Genomic DNA, 20,911 nt, shown 5'->3' with positions numbered 1-20,911 from the left:
CACAGGCCGACGATCGCAGCGCCTCGCGGTTTCATCCCCCTGCTCATGCAGACGAAGTCGCGCGGCCCGAACCGACATTTCGCCCCGCGCCGATAGTTCACCCGATCGTGTGTCGAGTCAGGCGCGGTGCGGGCGGACCGGTTGGCGCAGAACGGTCTTGAGCTTCGCCGGCTCGGCGCGACGCGGGTCACCGATGTAGACCTCGTGGTGCAGCCCGGTCATCACCAGGTCGTTGGCCGCCAGGTATTCGTCGTGGAGGGTCGCCAGGATCGGCGTTTCGTCGTCGTACGAGCCGATGTGCAACACCTGCGCGCACGTTCCCTCCTCCAGCCGCTCGTGGCGCACTTCGGCGACGGCCGGGAGCTTCTTCTTCGCCAACGTCGCCTCGACGGCGCCCTCGACGTCCTGCGCGGTGATCCACTCCGGCTGGCTGATCAGCATTCGCCACTGCCACGAGTCCTTCTCGCGGGCCGTGAACACCGCCGGGTCGTCCGACCACCACAACCCTTCGAGCGGGCCGACCACGAAGTCACGGCCCGCGCGCTTGCTCGCGAACTTCAGGGCGTACGCCACCGAGTACAGCGCCTCGACCGCTCGCGCGTACTCCGGCGCCGTGTTCGGGTCGCCCTCGCCCGCGCACGCGATGAACTGCTGCGGCGGCACGTCGACCAGCGCCCAGCCCCGGTTCTTCGGCGCGTACAGCTCCTTCAGCTCTCGTTTCACGTCGTACGGGGTCATCCCTGCACTCCTCGGTAGGTGGCCAGCCACGTCTGCTCGGCTTCGAGCTGGTGGAGCGAGTAGTCGAAGATCGCGCGGACGAAGTCCGGCGCGTCGGGCGGGGCGGCGGCCCGGACGGCGGCGATCCGGTCGGCCAGTGCCTCCGCTCGTCGGGCCAGCGCGGCGCGCAGCCGTTCGGGCGGGACCACCGGCTGGTTGGCCAGCCCGACGAGCACCGGCGGGAACACCGGCCGCAGGGTCGCGATGGCTTCCTCGGCACCCGCAGCGCACGCCTCGCGTCCGCGCTCGGTCGGCTCGAACACCCTGCGGGACTTGCCTCGGCCCGGCTCGCCGCCGCCTGACTCGCCGCCGCTCTCTGTGATCAGGCCGCGGTCACGGAGCTTCGTGAGCAGGTAGTAGATCGAGCTGAACCCGATCTCGGTCCACTCGCGCAGGCCGCGGGTCGTGATGACCTCCTCCAGTTCGTAGCCGTGGCGCGGCTTCTCCACCAGCAGGCCCAGGAGCGTCAGCTCGGCGGGCGTGAGACGTTCGGACACGTCGCTATTCTAGCACTAGAATACTCAGCCCGCCGTTGTCGGAGGTCACGCGTAGCCTGGGAGGCCGACGATCACCCACCGACGAGAAGGGGCTGATGGTGCCGCGGCCATCCGCACTGATCGGGGCGCTGGCGGTGGCGCTGGTAGCGCTCGGAGCGTGCACCGCAGCGCCGTCCGAGAACCCGGCGACCACCAACGACGCCCCACCGCCGAGTGCCGGTGCCGCACCGAGCGAGAGCGCACCGCCCGCCGACCGCGTGTACGTGTCGTTGGGCGACTCGTACGCGACCGGTTACCGACCGCCGGCAGCCGGCACGTCCGCGAGCGCCGACCAGGGCGGCTTCGCCCACCTCGTCGCCGAGCGGTCGGACCTGCGGTTGATCAACGTCGCGTGCAGCGGCGCCACGACCACCCAGCTGCGCGACGGACCCGCCTGCTCGCCCGGCAACGCCGCTCCCGGCGCACCCGACCCGGCGGGCCTCGGCCAGCTCGACGCGGCGGTGCGGGCACTGCGCGAGCACCAGGGCCGGGTGGGCCTGGTGACGGTGGTGATCGGCGGGAACGACCTGGCGCCGTGCGCGCAGGCGTCCGATGCGCTGGGCTGCGCGTCCCAGGCCGTGGCGAACGTCCGGGCCGGCCTGGCCGCCGCCCTGCCCGCGTTGCGCGAGGCCGCCGGCGATACCCCGATCGTGGGCCTGACCTACCCGGACGTGTTCCTCGGGGCGTGGGTGTCCCCCGCGTTCCCGAACGGCCGGGACCTCGCGCGCCTGTCCGTGCCGCTGTTCCGGGACCTCTTCAACGCCGCGCTCAAGGCCGAGTACGAGAAGGTCGGGGCGGCGTTCGTGGACGTCACCGCCTCGACCGGCGGCTACGGGTCGTTCACCGAGCTGACCCAGGACCCGACGTACGGCTCGATCCCGACGTCGGTGGCGAAGGTGTGCGCGCTCACGTACTTCTGCGGGTACACCGACGTCCACCCGACGCCGGACGGCCACGAGGCGATCGCCGCCGCAGTCCTGACCGCCACCGGCCGCTGAGCCGACGACGCCCACCGGAACTCACCACGCGGACATTCGGGGGAAGGCACGATTCCCGTGCCGTGACGCAATTCCCCACGACGAAGGAATAACCGTTTCCGGGAAATGCGACTTATACCGGGCGGTCAGGACTTCGGCGACGCCCGTCCGCGATTTCCCTTCGGGACTCCGACTCGTGGGCTGGCGCACGCGGTGGGTCGGCTCTACCATCGGCGCTCGGAACGACCAGGCCCACCGGGAGGCGGGCCGTGGTTCCGCGTTTCGCACGACCACCGCTGATTCACCGTTGTCGATCCCGCCATCGCGGTAATCGACGGCCGATGAAGCGATCCGCGGCACCAACGCTGCGCGCACATCCGTTGAACTCCGACCGGTCGGACCGATCCCGACACCGCGACGGAGCAAGCACGTGGGCGACGGCCCCGGCCCACATGCTCCGAACGGCACAACGACGTGTCGCTTGAGGACGATCCCGTTTGGTGAAGGGCGCAGTGTGAACCCCACCCCCGTACCGGGTCTGGTCTCGGTCGTCATGCTGGTCAGGAACCGCTTGGAGTACACCCGCCGGGCGTTGGCGTCGCTCGCGCGCGCGTCCGGCGACTTCGAGGTCGTCGTGGTGGACAACGGGTCCGACGACGGCACCGCCGAGTACCTGGCCGCTGTGGACCTCGACCGACCCCTGACCGTGCTGCGCCACGAGGACGATCGCGGCGGCAGCGAACGGCGCAACGTCGGCGCGGCGGTGGCGCGCGGCGAGTTCCTGTTCTTCCTCGACAACGACGTGCTCGTGGACGACCCGGAGGTGGTCCGGGTGCTGGTCGCCGAGCTCACCGCCGATCCGGGGCTGGCGGCCGTGTCACCGCTGCTGCTCTACCCCGGCGACGTGGCGTTGGTGCAGTGCGCGGGCGGCGGGTCCACCACCGACGGTCGGATCGGACCGGTCGGGCGTGGGCAACCCCTCGGCGCCAGGCACCGCGAGCACCGCGAGGAGACGTGGGCGCCCACCGCGGCGCTGATGGTCCGGCACAGCTCGTTCCAGCGGGTCGGCGGGTTCGACGAGGCGTTCGACCCGGTCTCGCTGTGCGAGGACATCGACCTGTGCTGCCGCCTGCGCGCCGACGGCGAGCGGATGCGCCACATCGGATCGGTGGCGATGCGGCACTTCGAGGGCACCACGTTCAACCACGTCGGCCACGACAAGCTCCCGATCTGGAAGCGGCACATGCGGGTGATCCGCAGCCGCTGGTCCGACGTCTTCGCCACCGGACCCCGGCACACGGCCGCGGACCTGGAGTGGGTGCCGGTCCAGAAGGACTACTCCGACCTGGACCGGCCGCGGGTGTCGGTGCTCGGCGACCCGGAGTCCGCGTCGGCCGACCTGAGCTTCTTCGCCAGCGACCGGGTGCTGGCCACCGCCGAGCCCGCCGACGTCCGGGTGGTGGTCGTCGGTGCGGACGAGGTGCCGCCGCTGCCGGGCGTGCGGGTCGTCGGCGTGACCGATCCGGACGCCTCGGAACCCGCCGAGCACCGGGTGCCCTGGGTGCTGCGCGACGGGACGCGACTGGTGGAGACGGTGCCCGCGGAGGGTGTCGTGGTGCGAGCGCCGGACACGGCCGCCGTCCTGACCGCGTTGCGCCGGGGGTTGCACGTCCTGGTGGGCAAGCACGCCGTGGACGACGCCGTGCTCGACGCCGCGCGGAAGGCGCCGGGCCGGTGCTCGGTCGACCTGCCGTGGGCGCACCACCCGGACCTGACCGCGCTGGGCAAGGCCGTCAGCGACGGGCGCTCCGGGGTACCGCAAGGCTTCGCGGTGCGCCTCGACCACGTGACGGCCGAGCCGGACCTGGTGACCGGGCTCGGCCCGGACGTCTTGGACGCAGTCGAACGGGTGCTCGGCGCGCCCGTGACCGGGGTGCGGACGGTGGAAGCGACCCCCGACCTGGTACGTGCCGTGGCGGTGGCCGGCGGCGTGACCGGGACGGTCGAGGTGAGCCGGGGCGAGCCCAGGTTCACCATCTCGGTCACGGGCACGGACGGCGCGCTGACCGCGGACCTCGTGGCGTCACCGGCGCACGGCTCGTACGCGGACTTCGTCGGTGCCCTGCGCGGCGGACCGGTGCCGTTGACCGACCTGGACGCGGCCGGCGGGCTGTTCGGCCTGGTACCGGTGTGGCGTTCGGAGGTGTCGGCGCTCCTCGCCGGCGCGGCGGACCGATGACGACCCGCGTTCGTGAGACGTTCCCCGCCCGGCGGCACGGGCGGGCCGGAACTGGGAGAGCAGTGGGATGAACCTGGTCTACGCGATGCGCGCCGCAGCCGCCGCCGGAGGGTGGCTGGACCGACCGGCCTACCAGGTGGACGGCGCCGTGCTGACCCACCTCGACGTGTACGCCGGGGCGGCCCGCGTGGCCGGCGCCCTGGTCCGCGCGGGCGTGCAGGCCGGTGACCGGGTCGCGATCCTCCTGGACGACGGGCCGGACTTCATCCTCACGTTCCTGGGCGCCGTCCACCTCGGCGCGGTCGCCGTGCCGATCAACCCCCGCCTGCACCCGGACGAACTGCACCGGGTCCTCGGCACCGCCCGACCGGCGCTGGTCGTGTGCCGACCGGACGACCGGCGGTCGCTGCGCGGCGACGCCCCCGTGACCACCTTCACCGAACTCGAAGGGGCGCAACCGATCCCGCCCGCACCGCGCGCCGGGGACGACCAGGCGTACGCGACGTTCACCTCGGGCACCACCGGCGTGCCCAGGCTGTGCCCGCAGCTGCACGGCGACCCGATCGTCCACCACCGGACGTTCGCCGTGCCCGCGCTGGGGCTGGGACCGGACGACGTCGTCCACTCGGTGTCCAAGCTGTACTTCGCCTACGGCCTGGGCAACTCCCTGCTGTACCCGCTGATGAGCGGGAGCCTCGTGGTGCTGAACCCGAATCCCCCGCAGGTCGAGGACGTGTTGGCGATCGTCGAGAAGTACGGCGTCACCGCGTTGTTCGCGGTGCCGACGTTCTACAGCCGGCTCGTCGCCCACCCCGATCGGGACCGGCTGGCCGACCTCCGCATCGCCGCCGCCGGTGGCGAAGTCCTGTCGACGGCGGTGGAGGAGCGGCTGATGGCCGTGCTGGGCGACCGGCTGCTCAACGGGATCGGCACCACCGAGGTCGGCCAGGCGTTCACCCACAACACCCCGGGCGCACGCAGGGTGGGCACGGTCGGGCGTGCGCTGCCGCCGTTCGAAGTGCGCGTGGTGGACGATTCGGGCGACCCCGTGGAGCCCGACGTGGTGGGCCGGTTGCAGGTGCGCGGACCGACCATCACGCTCGGCGTCGATGACGACGGCGAGGTCGAGCGCGCGCAGGACTGGTACTCCACCGGCGACCTGGCCTCGATCGACGCGGACCGGTTCGTGCGCGTCACCGGCCGCTTGGACGACATCGAGAACGTCGGCGGGATCAAGGTGCACCCGCTGGAAGTGGAGCACCTCCTCGGGAGTCACCCGCTGGTGCGCGAGGCGGCGGTGTGCGCGGTGGCGGACGACGACGGGACGTTCCGGTTGCGCGCCTACGTGGTGCGGGTCGACTCGCCGGTCGGCGACGACGAGCTGGAGGACGACCTGACCTCCTTGGCCCGTCGCCACCTCACGGCGTACAAGGTTCCACGCCGGGTGGTGTTCGTGGAGTCCTTGCCGCGCACCGGATCGGGCAAGCTGCGCCGGCACGTGGTGCGGGAGTGGAAACCCTGACCACGCCGGTGGTCAGCCGAGGTTCTTCCGCATCACGTCCCACTCGGTGCGGCACAACCCGCAGTCGGTGCCGACGAACTGCGCCCTGCTCGCCTGATCGCCCTTGAGGTGCCACTTCAGCCAGTGGCCGCCGACCCGGCCGAACTCGCCGCCGTTGGGTTCGGCGAACGTGCCGTAGTGCCCGACGTCGAGGTTGCCCATGAACGCGGGCAGGCCCGCCGGCAGCCGCTGCCAGTCGTCCATCGCGTTCGGGTAGGCGATGTCGTCCGGTCCGCCGATGAAGTAGGCGATCGGCACCCGCAGGCGCTGCAACAAATAGTTCTGCGAGTCGTTCAGCAGGCCGCTGTTCCACAGGACGGTCGTGGTGAGCCGCGGGTCGGCGGCCACCTCGTAGGTCTCGATGCCGCCGCAGGACTGACCCATCACCGCGATCTTGGTGGTGTCGATCCTGCCCCGGTACTTGCTGCCGAACCGCGAGTTCTCCGCGATCGCCCAGTCGATGGCGTCCACGAGCATGTCCGAATCGGTCGACCCGGACCCGCCCGGACGGCCGTTAGCGATGACCAGGAACCCGTGCGAGGCCCACTCCGTGAGGATGTTCTCGAACCAGGTCCCGTCCGCGCGGCAGGCGCCGTTGCCCCACGCCACGATCGGCAGCTTGATCCCCGCGGGCAGGGTATCGGGCCGGTAGATCGTGTGGTTCGACAACCGGAAGGTCGTCTCGTAACCGGCGGAGTACGGCCCCGATCCGCCCGTGGCCGAAGGTGGTGCGCCGGTGGACGCCAAGCCGGTTGACGCCGAACCGGTTGACGCCGAGCCGGTCGACGCCGTGGTCAAAGCACCGACCACGACCAGGACGCCGAGAATCGCGCTGCGCAATCGCATGGACTTCTCCATCGCTGCTGAAAGGGTGGATTTGTGCGGCGTGGCCCGAATCGTGGCGCGCGAAGTCGGCTCGCAGCCACCAACAGGGTGGGTGACCGGCGAAACCACCGATATCGCACCGGTCGGCGGCAAGTGTCCCGCTTTACGCCGAACGGGGTCGGGTTGTGCGGAACGGTGATCCTCTTCGCCGCCCCTGCTTTATCGTTCGGGAATGATGGCCGGTAGGGGAGGCACCGGGCCGTTCGCCCACGGGGCCGAGGGGTGGCGGGTCCGGCTACGTGCCCGGTACGGGGGTGAAGTGCTCGGCGCCGGTGTCCTGTTACCCCGCGGGCACGTCCTCACCTGCGCTCATGTCGCGCTTGCCGCCAAGGACCTCACCGTCGACCTGGTCGGCTTGCGCGGCTCCCCCGCCGTCAACGCCCGCATCATCGCCTGCGTGCCGGCGCACGGGGTCGACCGCGGGGACGTGGCCGTGCTCAAGCTGGCGACCGACCCGCCGCCCGGAGCCGGTGCGGTGCTCCACCGGACCGCCCTCACCTGGGACCGGCAGGTCCACGCCCTCGGCTACCCGAACGGCAAGGGGCTCGACATCGGGGTCTGGGCGCGCATGACGGTCGCCGCGTGGGCCGGGTCCGAATGGCTCCAGATGAACCGCCGTTCGGTCGGCGAGCAGCGCGTCCGGGCCGGGTTCAGCGGGTCCGGGGTCGCCGACGACGCCACCGGGCACATCATCGGCATCGTGGTCAGCGAGTACACCGACGACGACGCGGGGCTCTCGTGGATGCTGCCCGTCGCCGCCATCGAGGCGCACCTCCCGCTCATCTCCGAGTGGGTGCAGGGCGACAGCGGCATCGACCCGCTCTTCACGTCGGCCGCCACGGGCACCCGCGTCGCCGCACGCGTCCGCGAGGTGGTGGACTGGCTCGGTCGACGGCAGGACGGCGCGGCCGTGCTGATCATCGTCGGGGACGAGCTGGCCGACCTGCGGCAGGCGGTGGCGCTGTCCGGCGTCGGCGGCTCCCCCGAGCCCGACCTCGCCATGGACGTCGAAGGCCTCACCGCCGAAGAGGTGTCCCGGCGCATCGTGGACCGCGCCGGGCTCGCCGTCCACGGCTCCAGCACCGAACGCGTCCAGGCCGGCACCCCGCCCATGACCATCGTCGTGGACGGCATCGACCAGGCCGACGAGCCGCAGGCCCTGCTCGACGAGGTGTTCCGGCCCATGGTGACCAGCGGCGCGCGACTCGTCTTCGGCTTCCGCCAGGACGACTCCGCGAGCATCGCCGCCGCCCGCGCCCTGGCCCGGGACGCGGTCACCGCCCGGCTCGACGGGTTGGCCGAACGCGTCACCGCGCTGCTCCGGGCCGAACCCGCCGGCAACGCCGGCAGGTTGCGCATCAGCCTCACCGCCCTGCGCCGGGCCGCCGCCGAGGACTGGGCGCTGGTGGCCGAGCAGCTGCCCCGGTTCGACCGCGCCGTCGCCCGCGCCGAAGACGCGCGGACGGCCGCGCGGCAGGACGAGAGCACCAGGTCCGACCTGCGCGGGCTGCTGGACGCGTGGCAGGCGAAAGCGGGCGACGGCGGGCTCGTGGAGCACATCGGCACCGCCGCGGCCTACCGCAAGGCGCACGCGTCGCTGGCCGCCGAGCCGTTCGACGTGGCCGCCGCCCGCGAGGCCGTGCGGGTGTACCAGGACGCGGTGCGCCAGGCGTTGGCGAGAGGGGAGCACGGATGACGGCCTGCACCAGGCTGCGCTGCAACGGCACCATCGACGACACCGGCTACTGCGACGACTGCGGGCGTCCGGCCGAGGTGCCGCGCGGGTCCACGTCGACCGGCCAGAGCAGCCGCCGGTCGCGCAGCGACGACCCGTTGTCGCTGCCGATCTTCGACTTCCCCGACCCGACCAGCCGCATCCTCACCGATCCGCAGGTACCGGTCCGGGTCCGGCGGTGCGGCAACCCCGACTGCCCCGACCCGACCGCGCTGCCCGGCCAGGGCGCCGGGTTCTGCCTGGCGTGCGGCACCGCGTTCTCGTTCCTGCCGAGCCTGGAACCGGGTGACCTGGTCGCCGACCAGTACCTCGTCGTCGGCTGCTTCGCCCGTGGCGGGCTCGGCTGGATCTACCTCGCCAAGGACACCCACCTGGACGACAACCCGGTCGTCCTCAAAGGACTGATCGACGTCGCGGACGCGGACCTGGCCACCGCCGAGCGGCAGGCCCTGACCACCATCGACCACCCGAACATCGTCCGCATCTTCAACTTCGTCAGCCACCCCGAAGCGCACACCGGCACGCCGCGCACCTACATCGTCATGGAGTACGTGGACGGCCTGGTGCTCAACGAGGTCGCCGAGCGGTCGCGCCACGGTTCGCTGCCGCTGGGCGAGCCGCTGCGCACCGAGCACGTCATCGCCGCCGGGCTCCAGGTGCTGGCGGCGTTCGACTACCTGCACGAACGCGGTCTGCTCTACTGCGACCTCAAGCCCGACAACGTGATCGTCCGATCGGGTAGGCACGGCGAGCGCGGCAACCGGATCAAGCTGATCGACCTCGGCGCGGTCCGGCGGGCCGGCGACCGGTCCGGCAAGGTCGTCGGCACCCCGCCCTTCCAGGTGTCCGAGTCCGAGATCGCCGAGCGCGGCCTCACCGTGCAGTCCGACCTGCACACCGTCGGCGAGCTGATGCGCCAGTTGTACCTCGCGACGGCGGACCGCACCGGCCAGTACGGCACGGACGACCGGCAACGCGTCGAGGTCGGCCTCGAATCGTTCCGCCGCGCCTACACCCGTGCCCTCGACCGCGACCCGGACCGCCGGTTCGCCTCCGCCGCCGACATGGCCGACCAGCTGCGCGGCGTGCTGCGCGAGGTGGCGTCGCTGCGTGACGGGCAGCCGCGGCCGGAGCCGTCGACCCTGTTCGTGCACACCGCCACGCTGCTGGACGACGGCCTGGGCGCCGTGCCCCCGTTGCGGCGGTGGATCGACGCGACGCCGGACGACCTGCCGCTCGACCACGGCCGGCCCGCGCCGGACGTGGTGGCCGTCGGCCTGCCCGTGCCCCGTGCCACCGCCGACGACCCGGCGGCCGACGTGCTGGCCGCCGCCGACGCCGAAGACCCGCAACGCCTGCTCGGCCGGCTGGAGGCGGAGGGCCTGAGGACGCCCGAGACGGCGTTCGTCCGGTGCCGGGCGGGGCTCGCCGCGCGTGACCTCGGTACCGCGGCCGAGAGCCTGGACCAGGCGCGGGACCTGCTCGGCGGCGACGGCGACTGGCGGCTGCGGTGGCACGAAGGGCTCATCGCGCTCGCAGGTGAGGACGTCGAGCAGGCCAAGGCGGCGTTCGACGCGGTCTACGCCGAGCTGCCCGGCGAGGACGCGCCGAAGCTGGCGCTGGCCTACTGCGAGGAGCACAACGGCAAGCTCGCCCAGGCCGAGGCCCTGTACGGCGCGGTGTGGCGGCGGGACCGGTCCGTCGTCAGCGCCGTGTTCGGCCTGGCACGGGTCCGGCTGGCGCAGTGCGACCGCATGGGCGCGGTGGCGACGCTGGACGAGACGCCACCCGTGTCCCGGCACTACGACGCCGCGCACATCGCCGCCGTGCGCGTGCTCAGCGGCGTCCTCACCCGGTCCGGTGAGCCCGACCGCCCGAGCGCCACCCACCTCGCCGCCGCCACCGCCCGGCTGGGCCGGCTCTACCTCGACGGCGGCGCGCCCACCGGCCAGTCCCGCGTCCGCCTTGAGGCCGTGGTGCAGGAGGCCGAGCTCGCCGCCGCCACGGCCGGCGACGACGTGCTCCGACGGCACGAGGAGTCGCTGCGCCTGCGCCTGGAACGGTCCTACCGGGCGCTGGCCCGCCAGGCCGACACCCGGGCCGAGCGCTCCCACCTGGTCGACCTCGCGAACCGGTACCGGCCGGTGACCCTCCGATGACGCACAAGGACGACGACATGGACAACGTGCCGGGTTTCACCCTGTCGGTGAGCCAGAACCGCTACCTGTCCACCGAGGACGACGAGATGCACGCCGTCCTCACCGTGGCCGCCGAGGGCGTGACGGGCGCCGCCGCCGCGCCCGAGGTGGCCGAGGTGATCGCCGTCGACTGCTCCGGCTCGATGGCGTACCCGCCGACGAAGCTCGCGGCGGCCCAGCGGGCGACGAAAGCGGCGATCGACGCGTTGCGCGACGGCGCGCTGTTCGCGGTGATCGAGGGGACGCACTACGCCCGGGTCGTCTACCCGACCGGGCGGTCCCTGGTGCCGGCGACGCCCGAGACCCGCCGTGCGGCGAAGAACGCGGTGAGCGTGCTGCGGGCCAACGGCGGCACGAACATGGGCGAGTGGCTGGAACTGGCCCGCCGCCTGCTCTCCGAGCACCCGACGGCCGTGCGGCACGTCATCATGCTCACCGACGGCCAGAACAGCGAGATCGACCGCAAGATCGACCGCGAGCTCGACCTGTGCTCGCGGGTGTTCACCTGCGACGCCCGCGGCATCGGCGCGGACTGGGAGAAGCGCGAGCTGCTGCGGATCGCGGCGGCGCTGCACGGCACGGCCGACGCCGTCCGGCAGCCGTCCGACCTCGTCGCCGACTTCGAGGCCATGACGAGGACCGCCATGGACAAGATCGTGCCCGAGGCGCGGATCGTGGTGAAGACCATGAACCGCTCGGAGGTGGACTTCCTGCGGCAGACCTTCCCCACCGAGGCCGCGCTCGTCGGCGACCGGCTCGACGCGCGCACCACGGCGTTCACCACCGGGTCGTGGGGCGCGGAGAGCCGCGAGTTCCACTTGCGGCTCAAGGTCGACTCGTCGGACGCGGAGCTGGACCACGACATCCGGGTCGGCCGCGTCGACCTCCAGGTCCGGCGTGCGGGCGCGACGGAGTTCGAGACCGCGTGCGCGCCCGTGAACGTCCTGGCGCAGTGGACGGCGGACTTGAAGCTGTCCAGCGTGCTGGACCCCAAGGTCGCGCACTACACCGACCAGACCGAGCTGGGCCAAGCCGTGCTGGGCGGCTGCGACGCCCACGACGCGGGCGACCTGGTGAAGGCCGCGTCCGAGTGGGGCCGCGCGGTCGCGCTCGCCACCGCGTTGGGCAACGACAAGGTGCTGGTCCGGCTGCTGCGGCTGGTCGAGGTCGTCGGCGACCCCGCCGACGGCGTGGTGCGGCTCAAGGACCGGCTCGCCGCCGTCGACCTGCTGTCCGCCGCGATGGGTTCGGTCGTGTCGAGCATGAGCCCCATGGCGACGCCCGCGCGCCCCGCCTCCGCTGAGCCGAAAGCCGCCGCGGGGGCGGACATCACCTGCCCGAACTGCGCGAAGACGTGGCCTTCGACCGCGCGGTTCTGCGGCGACTGCCGCACCGCGCTGACCGCGTGACCGCCGAGGACGTCGAGAACACCGAGAACACCTTGAGGAGAACAACCCTGTGAGCACGGAGCACCCGCACTCGGAGCTCGTCCGGTTCCCGCTGGCCGAAGGCGGCTCGATCCTCGTCGAGGTGGACGAACGGCCGGGCGTCTCCCGCGCCGGCCGCACCTCGACGCGGGTCCTCCAGGAGGCTCGCGACACGTTCGAGCAGGCCGTCGCCGGAGTCCGGGACGCCGCGGCGGCGGCCCTCGCCCAGTTCACGTCGATGACCCGCGCGCCCGACGAGGTCGAGCTGAAGTTCGGGCTCAAGCTGGACGCCGAGGCGGGCGCGGTGATCGCCCGCACCGGCATCCAGGGCCAGTTCGAGGTCAAGCTCCGGTGGCGCCGCGACGGCCTGCCCGTGGAGGAGGAGACCGTCGAGGAGCCGTGATCCGCAGGAGCGGTGGCCCCGGGGGACGGGGTCAGTCGACGTAGGAGACGGGCGGCAAGGCCTGCTGCGGACCCGGGTCGTCCAGCCGGGCCGCCCGCACCTCGTCGACGAACCACCGGTCGCGCGAGGCCACCAGGGTGCCGTCGGCGCGCATCTCGTCCAGCACGCCGTTCACGAACCGGACCAGGTCCTGGTGGTCCTTGCTCATCGCGATCCCCGCCTCGCCGCCGCCCTCACCGCGCAGGTCGACCAACGTGGTGCCGGGGTCCTGGAGCTGGAGCCCCTGCAGGATCGGGAAGTCGGTGTAGACCGCCTCCACGAGACCGCGTTGCAGCAGCATCAGGCACTCGCTGGAGTCCGGCACCGACACCGGCAAGATCCCGATGCCCTTCTCCCGGGTCCGCTTCAGGTCCGCGATGCTCGTCGTGCCCGATGCCGCGCACACCTTCTGCCCGTCCAGGTCCGCCAGCGTGTCCCGCCGCTGCGCGCCCGTGCGGGTGAGGATGCCCGCGTTCGTGGTCAGGTAGGGCGCGGAGTACATCACGTCGTGGTTGGCCACCCGGTCGCACGTGAGCGTCACGTCGGCGACGACCATGTCGGTCTGCGGCACCTCCGCCAACCGCGGGTCCGCCTCCCTCGTCGCCTTGTTCCTGCCGGTGGCCAGGGCCAGCAGCCGGCTGCCGGTCGGCATCGTCACCAGGCGCAGCCGCCGGTCGTCGACGGCGAGTTCTTCGCCGAACAACTCCGCCGCGATCCGGTTGATGATGTCGATCTCGTAGCCCTCCATCTGCCCGGTCGCCTGGTTGCGGCGGCTCAGCAGCGGCGTGGTCTGGCTGACGCCCACCACGAGCCCGTCCCGGCGGATCCGGTCCAGCGTCGGGCCGGTGGGCCTGCCGGACGCGTCACGCGCCAACCCCGCCGGGTTGAGGGTGATGCGGGGGTTGTACCGGTCCTTGCCCGCCTGCGTCTCGCACTCCTCGACCCTGGGCGCGGGCACCCCGGGGTCGGAGTAGCCGTCGGGCAGCGCCGGCGGCACGATGTGCTTCTCCTGCGGCGCGGGAACCGGGGCCGAACACCCCGCGACCAGCAGGGCGAGGGCCACGACGGCGGCGCGCGCCCTCATCGGTAGTACTCCGCGATCCGGGGCCACAACCCGGCCACCGCCGCGACCGCCGCACCGATCGCCAGCAGGGCGAAGACGACGTGCAGCCCGTTGAGCGCGTCGCGGGCGGAGTCCGTGGACTTGGCGGACCTCTCGGTGTACCCGGAGATCGCGGCCGTCAGGTGCTCGTCCACCTGCTCGGCAAAGGACTTCGCGTCACCCGCCGGCGGTGTCACCAGCGCTACGGTCTCCGAGTAGGTCAACGGCGGCTCCTGCTTCCTGATCAGCGGGGTGTCGGCCTCGGTCCACGACTTCAACGCCTCCGCCGCCTGGTCGACCCGGTGCCGGTCGGGTCCGGACCCGGCGTACTCCTTGGCTTCGTCGATCAGCGCGCGGATCGTCGCCAGGTCCGTCTCCAGAGCCTTGATGTCGCCGACCGCGGGGTAGATGAGCATGCGCGCCTCGTTGCCGTCGGCGGACCTGCCGACGTTGCGCGCCTTCGCCAGTGGTGCCACCACGTTCTCCCGGGTGACGATGCTGTCCTCCGCGTTGCCCGCCGAGATGGCCAACGCGATCGGTAACCAGAGCAGGGCGATCAAGGTCAGCGCGGTCGCCGCCAGCAGGCCGATGTTGACCTTGCGCCGGGTGCGGGCGAACAGGAACCGCTGCGACCGGTAGAGGATCACCAGCACGACGACGCCCAGCGCGTAGGTGAACCAGGCGTGCTCGGAGGCGTTGCGCTGAGCCTCGGTGAGGGCCTTGATCTGCTCGCCGTGCAGTTCGTCGGCGTCCTTCAGGATCGTGCCGCGGACCAGGAACGACGCCTGCGACAGGTAGGACGTGGCGACGGGGTGGTTGTTGCGGCTGGCGGACCAGCCGACCTCGACCAGTTGGACGTACTGGGGCACCCGGTCGGTCACCGCGCGGACCCGGTCGGCGGAACTGCCGCCGGCGTCCCGCGACGCGGCCTCCCGCAACGCGTCGACGGCCTCCGAGATGTCCTCGCGGAACCTCTGCTGGAGCCCCGGCGAGCGCTGTTCGTCCACGAGCACGGCGTCGAGCGAGGTGGCGTCCGCGTCGGCGAACGTCCGGTAGATGTCGAGCGCGGCGGACGCGAGGGCGCCCCGCCGGTCGACCGCGTCGTCCAGCAGCGCCTGCCGGTCCCGCAGGACCGTCATCCCGAACAGGCCGAACACGATCGCCGACAGCGCGGTGAGCGCCGCGATCAGCGTCAGCCTGCCTTCGGTGCGCCGGAGATAGGCGCCGAAACGTTCACCCACCAACGCCACCCCTCAAACACATCCGCACGATTGCGGCCCTCGCCCGCGGCCCTCGTTGATCTCCGAGTCAAGCACAGCGATTACGCGGTGTCGTCGGAATCGAGGAACCTGTGACCGATTGCCGCCCGCCGCCGCACCCACTCGGCTCCCCACTTTCGGGTGAAAGCCGTAACGGAAGTCGGCCACCGCCGAATTCCTGGGTGAGAGCTCCTGTGCGGGAGGTGATCGGCGGTGGTCCGCGGATGGCGTGCGTTCGGCACGGGGGTGGCCGCGCTCGCGCTCCTGGCCGGCTGCGGTTCGTCACCCGACGGCGGTGACGGCGCGACGACCACCACCACGACGACGGACACCGGGCTGGGCACCCTGGGCACGGAGCCGACCGACACCACGGAGCCGACGGAGCCCACCAACGGGTCCGGCGTCATCACCGTGGCGGGCGCACGCCTCGACGGGCGCAGCGACACGTCGTCGTGGCCCCGATTCCCGCTGTACGAAGGGGACAGCACGCGAACCGGGTGCAAGCCGTTCTACGTCAACGACGACACGTCGGTTCCCGTCACCGTGGACGTCTCGCTGTCCGACCCGGCCGTCTTCGAATTGCTGCCGGGCGGCACGGACTGCAGTTCGAACAACGGCGACTGCCGCGGTTTCACGTTCCAGCCGACGCAGGGATCGTCGGCGGAGAGCTGCCGGGTCAACGTCCGGGCGTCACGCCCGGCAGGCGATCAGGCCCGAGCGGCGCTGACGTTCACGTTCGAGGCGCGCTGCCCGTCGACCGCCGGGAAACCGTGCGACGACCCGCGGGTCGCCCAGGCGTCACCGACCCCGGACAACCCGGTCGTCGTCACCTGGCGGCAAACGGAAACCCTGACCGCCCAGGTGTTCCGCTGCCGGGCGACGGACACCGTGGACGGTCCGGGCGACCAACGCGTGTGCCCGACGACCACCACCCGGACCACCACCACAACCCCGACGACGTCCTTGACGACGACATCGACACGCACCACGACACGCACCACCTCATGACCTCCCCCGCTGCCCCGTCCACGTCGGCGACCGTGATGAGCCGGCTGGAGTCGTTCGCCACGATCGCCGCCCCGACGACCCTCGTGGCCGCGCTGCTGTTCTACTTCGGCTACGTGTCCACGCTCGTGCGGTACGAGTACTTCGGCGTCGACCTGAACGCGCTGGACCTGTCGACCACCGAACTCCTGCTGCTGGGCACCGAGGTCATCTTCCCGCCGCTGGCGGGCCTCCTCGTGCTGATCGTGCTGGCGCTGGTGGCCCACCGCGCCGTCAAGTCGCTCCTGGAACGCCCCAGACCGCGCACGGCGAAGCTGGTCGCGATCCTCGTCATGGTCCTCGGTGCGGCGCTGTTCGCCCGAGCAGCGGTGGGCATCCTCGTCGTCGCCGTGTCCCGGAAGGAATTCCCGGGCGTGACCGCGATGTCGCTGGCCCTGGGACTCCCGCTGCTGGTCTACGGGGCCTGGACCTATCGCAACACCACCACCCGGCCCCGCGGCACGCACACCAAGGCGAACGCCCTCCTGGTGACCGCGCTGGTCGCCATCGTCGTGCTCGGCCTGTTCTGGGCCACGAACAACTTCGCCGCCGCGTACGGTCGGGGCAGGGCCGCCGAACAGGCCGCCGAACTGCACACCCGCCCCCGCGTGGTGCTGGACCTGGAACAGCAGCTCTACCTACCGGAAGGGCTGAAGGGCGTGCACCAGTTCCCGCTGCCGAACTCCGAGAACCAGCACTTCCGCGTCCGCTGCCAAGGCCTGAGGCTGCTGATCGAGGCAGGCGGACGCCTCTTCCTGGTGCCCGAGGAGTGGACGCCCGCCACCGCGAGAACGGTCGTGGTGCCCTACGACGACTCCGTCCGGATCCAATTCCTGCCCGGTTAGTCCCCCGTCCTGACGGCCACGTCAGTCGCGTGCCCGTCCGATCCACTCCATCGGACTCATGGACGTCGTGTAGACCGACCGCCAGCCCTCGGCGTTCGCCCCCAGCAGCGCATCGATGGCGGCCCGTTGGTCGGTGGCCGACCTGATGTCGGTCGTGCTCTCGCACACGAGCCGGACCGAATCCGTCCCGATGTCCGTGTCCTTGAACAGCGCACCACCGAACAGGGCCGCCTCGTCCGGGTGGGTCGCGAACGGCCGCCCGGCCCGGCGGTTGGCCATGTGGTGCTCGCCGATGGCCAGGAGTCGCCGGGCGAAGTCGTCGGCCGCGATGTTCGTGGTGCCGGCTCTCGCCGAGCCCTCCAGGGAATCGGTCAGCGAGTACGTCTCCACGTAGCTCTGGAGGATGCGGCAGTTCCCCCGGCGGCGTTCCACGAAGAAGGCGTGCGTGCCGCAGCGGATGGACAGGTTGGCGTCCTCGGGCCGGCGGAGCTCGGCGGCGACCTCGGCCAGGGTGTCGACCGTCCGCCGAGCGCCGCCCTCGCTGAACGTGATGTCCTTGAGCAGGTTCGCGGTGATACCGCAGATGTTCGCGAAGTCCCGCCTGATCGCGGGCAGCGCCCCGGGCATGGGGGTGTTCGCCAGGCCTTGGTCGGCACCGTACGCGATGCCCATCATCACCGCGTCCGCGTCGAACATCTCCATCTCCAGGTTCTTGAGGGGAATCCCGGTCTGCCTCAGCACGTCACCCACGCTCGGCGCCAGCAGCTGGGTCATCGCCATGCTGCCGCCGGCCGTCGGCTGGGCGGCCACGACGCCTTGCCCCGTCTCGTGCTGGGTGCCGGCCTGCTGTCCGTCCGCCTCCTGGGTGGCGTCGTGGTTGTGGGCTTCGCCGCGGTTGCCGCCGGAGCAGCAGTTGCCCATCCGCTGGATCGCCACGCCCTCGGAGCGCTGCCCGGCCGACCCGAGCGGTGCGCGCTGGACGGCAGCCCCGGCGTCCTCCACCTGACCGGGCGGCGCCGCGGCCGCGGCCTGCGGAACGGGGGCGGCCATCGCCCGCTTGGCGTTCTCCTCCGCTTCCTTCTCGAACCGGTCCGACGGGTCGCTGACGCTCACGCCGTCCCCCCGGTCGACACCGGACACCGGACCCTCGCGCTGCTGGATGACGTGGCCCAGCTCGTGGGCGAGCGTGTGCGGGTCGCGGCCGTCCTCACCGATGACCACGTGGTTGCCGGTGGTGTAGGCGCGGGCGCGCAGCTCGGCGGCGGACTCCTCGGCGGCGGCACCGGTGTGCACCCGGACGTCGGAGAAGTCGGCGCCGAGCCGTGCCTCCATCTCTTCGCGGACCGGGGCGTCGAGCGGCCTTCCGGGCGTGGCGAGCACGTCGTGGGCGGTGGCGCGCTGCACCGCCGGCACCTGGCCGGACGGCTCGTGACCGCACCCGGCCGCGTGCTCGTGCCGTGCCTGCTCACGGGCGCGCTCCAGCGCCTGGACCGTCGCGGCGTTGCCCGCCGAGCGCTGGAGCGCGAGCAACGTCGCCGGTGTCGCCCCCGACACGTCCGGGTCCGGGACAGGGGTCCGCCCGACCGCGTCGCGGCGATGGCGTGAGCCGGACGTCGAGCCACGAACGTGGTCGCGCATGAAGTGCCCTTCGCAGTTCCTGACGGCTGACACTCCATTGGATACGCGGCACCGGGCGCCGGGGGTAAGGCAACCGGGGGCAGCATCCTTGCCCCGACCTACCGGGCGCCCTGACCTACCCGCACCCTGACCTACCGGCCCGCGTCAGGGGCGGTGACCACCAGGTGCTCGGGCAGGCCCCGCACCTCCCAGCCGTCCTCGCGCACGTCGACGCACAGCCGGTACTCCGCCAGCGGCAGGTTCTCGATCTTGAGCGGCACCAGGCACGCCGGCACGGTCGGCGCGACCAGCACCTCCCCCGACGGCAGGTCCGGCTGGAACCGCAGCAGCGTGCGGGTCAGCAGGATCGGCGCGGCGGCGGCCCAGGCCTGCGGCGAGCACGAGGTCGGGTACGGGACCGGCACCGGGAACTCGGCGCGGTCGAAGCCGCAGAACAGCTCCGGCAGTCGGCCGCCGAACCGCCGGGCCGCGTCGAGGACGCCCAACGCCACCTGCTGCGCCTCCGCGACGAAGCCGTACCGCATCAGGCCCGCCGCGGCGATCGCGGTGTCGTGCGGCCAGACCGAGCCGTTGTGGTAGCTCATCGGGTTGTACGCGCCCATGGTGTCGGCCAGCGTGCGGATGCCGAACCCGGACCACATCGAGGGGCTGAGCAGGTGCTCCGCGACCGCGCCCGCCTTGTCGTCGTCGACGATCCCGCACCACAGGCAGTGCCCCATGTTCGACGTCAGCGAGTCGACCGGTCGTTTCTCCGCGTCCAGGGCCAACGCGAACCAACCCCGCGCCGGCAGCCAGAACCGGTCGTTGAACGCGGCCTTGAGCTCGGCGGCCTTGTGCCGGTACTCCGCGGCGGTGCGCTCGTCGCCGGACGCCACCGCGATGTCCGCCCTCGCCGTGTACGCGGCGTACACGTACGCCTGGACCTCGGCCAGCGCGATGGGCGGTTCCGCCATCCGGCCGTCGGCGAAGTTGACCCCGTCGAACGAGTCCTTCCACCCCTGGTTGAGCAACCCCCGGTCGGTGGCGCGCTGGTACTCCACGAACCCGTCGCCGTCGCGGTCCCCGAAGTCGCGGATCCACGCCAGCGCGCGGTCGGCGGACGGCAGCAGCGACGCGAGGTCGGCCGGCGGCAGGCCCCACCGGTGCAGCTCACCCAGCAGGGCCACGAACAACGGCGTGGCGTCGGCCGTGCCGTAGTACGCGCTGCCGCCGCCGAGCGCCAGGGCCGCCGCCCGGCCGAGCCGGACCTCGTGCAGGATGCGGCCCGGTTGCTCCTCGGTCAGCGGGTCGACCTTCCGGCCCTGGTGGTCGGCCAGGGTCTGCAACGTGCCCAGCGCGAGCCGCTGGTCCAGCGGCAGCGCCATCCAGCTGGTCAGCAGCGAGTCGCGGCCGAACAGGGCCATGAACCACGGCGCGCCGGCGGCGACCACGCGCCGTTCCGAGTGGCGCGGGTCGTGGATCTGCAACGCGCCCAGGTCGGACGCGCTGGTCGCCAGCGTGGTGACCAGGCCGGACGCGCCGGTGGTGACCTGCGGGGTGGCCATGCGCCACGCGTGGAGCCGGCACTCCGGCGACCTCGCGCCGTGCTCCTCGTTCCCGGTCACGCCGCCGATCGCCGCCTGCACGACCAGGGACACCGACCACTCGTCACGCGGTGGCACCACCGCGTGGAACGTCAGCTGCCGTGGCACGATCGCGGGTTCGCCGTCGGCGGTCACCGTCACCACCTGGCACTGCTCCGCGCCGGGGCAGAGGAACGTGAGGCCGTCGCTCCCGGCCGCGGCCTCCACGCCGTCGTGCCCTCGGGCGCGACCCTCCTTGACCTCGAACAGGTCGGCGAAATCGGCCTCCACCAGGACGGTCACCATCAGCACCGCCGTCTCGTCCGCGAGGTTGCGCAGCACCACCTGCTCCCGCATCCCGGCACCGACCCGGCGGCGGCGCAGCACCAGGACCGTGCTGTCGGCCAGTCCACCGCGCGGCCTGGCCCGCCCCACGAACGTCGCCGCGTAGGGCGCGCTGTCGATGGTGCTCAACAGCTCCACCGGTGCGCCGTCCAGGTGCAGCCGCCAGCCGGACAGGACCCTGGTGTCCGAGACGAACAGCCCCTGCGGGCGACCGGGGTGGATGTCGCCGTCCGCCGAGGACTGGCAGAACGTCGCGCCCTCGACGAGGGTCGTGGAGCCGTTCCCGTTCCCGGTGACGGGCGGTGCCGCGCCGGAGCTCCATGCGTTGGTCATCGCGTC

At 72.3% G+C, this 20,911-nt stretch carries 17 protein-coding genes; 10 read left to right on the top strand and 7 right to left on the bottom strand.

All coding sequences use genetic code 11. From position 1 onward, the window contains the following. Positions 1-117: 117 nt before the first annotated feature. Entirely contained in the window at positions 118-738 is a 621-nt protein-coding gene (locus tag OQ02_RS23025; protein ID WP_033440615.1) for a GyrI-like domain-containing protein, read from the bottom strand. Beyond that, positions 735-1,274, bottom strand: coding sequence for a PadR family transcriptional regulator (locus OQ02_RS23020; protein ID WP_033440614.1), 540 nt, complete (start codon positions 1,272-1,274; stop codon positions 735-737). Before OQ02_RS23020 ends, OQ02_RS23025 begins: the two co-directional genes overlap by 4 nt. A 95-nt stretch (positions 1,275-1,369) precedes the next feature. Between OQ02_RS23020 and OQ02_RS23015 the strand changes: the two genes are divergently transcribed. The 3 genes from OQ02_RS23015 (at position 1,370) to OQ02_RS23005 (ending at position 6,051) form a co-directional block, all read left to right on the top strand. Then, on the top strand, positions 1,370-2,311 hold the full coding sequence (locus OQ02_RS23015; protein WP_033440613.1) for an SGNH/GDSL hydrolase family protein: 942 nt from the start codon (positions 1,370-1,372) through the stop codon (positions 2,309-2,311). A 493-nt stretch (positions 2,312-2,804) separates the two neighbouring features. After that, on the top strand, positions 2,805-4,529 hold the full coding sequence (locus tag OQ02_RS23010) for a glycosyltransferase (RefSeq protein WP_033440612.1): 1,725 nt from the start codon (positions 2,805-2,807) through the stop codon (positions 4,527-4,529). A gap of 67 nt (positions 4,530-4,596) precedes the next feature. Further along, positions 4,597-6,051 carry a class I adenylate-forming enzyme family protein gene (locus OQ02_RS23005; protein ID WP_033440611.1) on the top strand — a complete coding sequence of 485 codons (1,455 nt, stop codon included), beginning with the start codon at positions 4,597-4,599 and terminating at the stop codon, positions 6,049-6,051. A gap of 12 nt (positions 6,052-6,063) precedes the next feature. Here the strand turns inward: OQ02_RS23005 and OQ02_RS23000 are convergent, their stop codons facing one another. After that, on the bottom strand, positions 6,064-6,759 hold the full coding sequence (locus OQ02_RS23000) for a poly(ethylene terephthalate) hydrolase family protein (RefSeq protein WP_231500175.1): 696 nt from the start codon (positions 6,757-6,759) through the stop codon (positions 6,064-6,066). Positions 6,760-6,826: 67 nt separating this feature from the next. Here OQ02_RS23000 and OQ02_RS44930 point away from each other — a divergent pair, with 67 nt between their 5' ends. The 5 genes from OQ02_RS44930 to OQ02_RS22980 are packed head-to-tail and all read left to right on the top strand — an operon-like array spanning position 6,827 to position 12,738. Next, entirely contained in the window at positions 6,827-7,114 is a 288-nt protein-coding gene (locus OQ02_RS44930) for a hypothetical protein (RefSeq protein ID WP_197043455.1), read from the top strand. Positions 7,115-7,150: 36 nt separating this feature from the next. After that, on the top strand, positions 7,151-8,671 hold the full coding sequence (locus OQ02_RS22995; RefSeq protein WP_197043450.1) for a S1 family peptidase: 1,521 nt from the start codon (positions 7,151-7,153) through the stop codon (positions 8,669-8,671). Then, positions 8,668-10,869, top strand: coding sequence for a serine/threonine-protein kinase (locus OQ02_RS22990; RefSeq protein ID WP_033440609.1), 2,202 nt, complete (start codon positions 8,668-8,670; stop codon positions 10,867-10,869). Before OQ02_RS22995 ends, OQ02_RS22990 begins: the two co-directional genes overlap by 4 nt. Next, the gene (locus OQ02_RS22985) at positions 10,866-12,317 is read left to right on the top strand and encodes a VWA domain-containing protein (RefSeq protein WP_051772686.1); all 1,452 of its coding nucleotides are present in this window, start codon (positions 10,866-10,868) and stop codon (positions 12,315-12,317) included. The genes OQ02_RS22990 and OQ02_RS22985 overlap by 4 nt, the downstream gene beginning before the upstream one ends. A 49-nt stretch (positions 12,318-12,366) precedes the next feature. Then, complete coding sequence (locus OQ02_RS22980; RefSeq protein WP_033440608.1) at positions 12,367-12,738, top strand: CU044_2847 family protein; 372 nt, start codon at positions 12,367-12,369, stop codon at positions 12,736-12,738. 31 nt (positions 12,739-12,769) lie between these two features. Here OQ02_RS22980 and OQ02_RS22975 read toward each other — a convergent pair whose 3' ends face one another. After that, positions 12,770-13,861: a transporter substrate-binding domain-containing protein gene (locus OQ02_RS22975; protein WP_033440607.1), complete on the bottom strand. Its 1,092-nt coding sequence runs from the start codon at positions 13,859-13,861 to the stop codon at positions 12,770-12,772. After that, on the bottom strand, positions 13,858-15,120 hold the full coding sequence (locus OQ02_RS22970; protein ID WP_156077230.1) for a hypothetical protein: 1,263 nt from the start codon (positions 15,118-15,120) through the stop codon (positions 13,858-13,860). The genes OQ02_RS22975 and OQ02_RS22970 overlap by 4 nt, the downstream gene beginning before the upstream one ends. A 231-nt stretch (positions 15,121-15,351) precedes the next feature. Here OQ02_RS22970 and OQ02_RS22965 point away from each other — a divergent pair, with 231 nt between their 5' ends. Next, complete coding sequence (locus OQ02_RS22965; RefSeq protein ID WP_033440605.1) at positions 15,352-16,146, top strand: hypothetical protein; 795 nt, start codon at positions 15,352-15,354, stop codon at positions 16,144-16,146. Continuing rightward, a complete protein-coding gene (locus OQ02_RS22960; RefSeq protein ID WP_033440604.1) occupies positions 16,053-17,027 on the top strand; it encodes a hypothetical protein in 975 nt (324 codons plus the stop codon). The genes OQ02_RS22965 and OQ02_RS22960 overlap by 94 nt, the downstream gene beginning before the upstream one ends. A 21-nt stretch (positions 17,028-17,048) precedes the next feature. Here the strand turns inward: OQ02_RS22960 and OQ02_RS44925 are convergent, their stop codons facing one another. Together OQ02_RS44925 and OQ02_RS22950 are read right to left on the bottom strand one after the other, a co-directional pair. Then, entirely contained in the window at positions 17,049-18,665 is a 1,617-nt protein-coding gene (locus OQ02_RS44925) for an eCIS core domain-containing protein (protein ID WP_197043449.1), read from the bottom strand. Positions 18,666-18,796: 131 nt separating this feature from the next. Continuing rightward, positions 18,797-20,905, bottom strand: coding sequence for an amylo-alpha-1,6-glucosidase (locus OQ02_RS22950; RefSeq protein ID WP_033440603.1), 2,109 nt, complete (start codon positions 20,903-20,905; stop codon positions 18,797-18,799). Positions 20,906-20,911 lie beyond the last annotated feature (6 nt).

Source organism: Saccharothrix sp. NRRL B-16314 (assembly GCF_000716595.1).
GTDB lineage: Bacteria > Actinomycetota > Actinomycetes > Mycobacteriales > Pseudonocardiaceae > Actinosynnema.
This window is presented reverse-complemented; position numbering and strand designations above follow the sequence as displayed.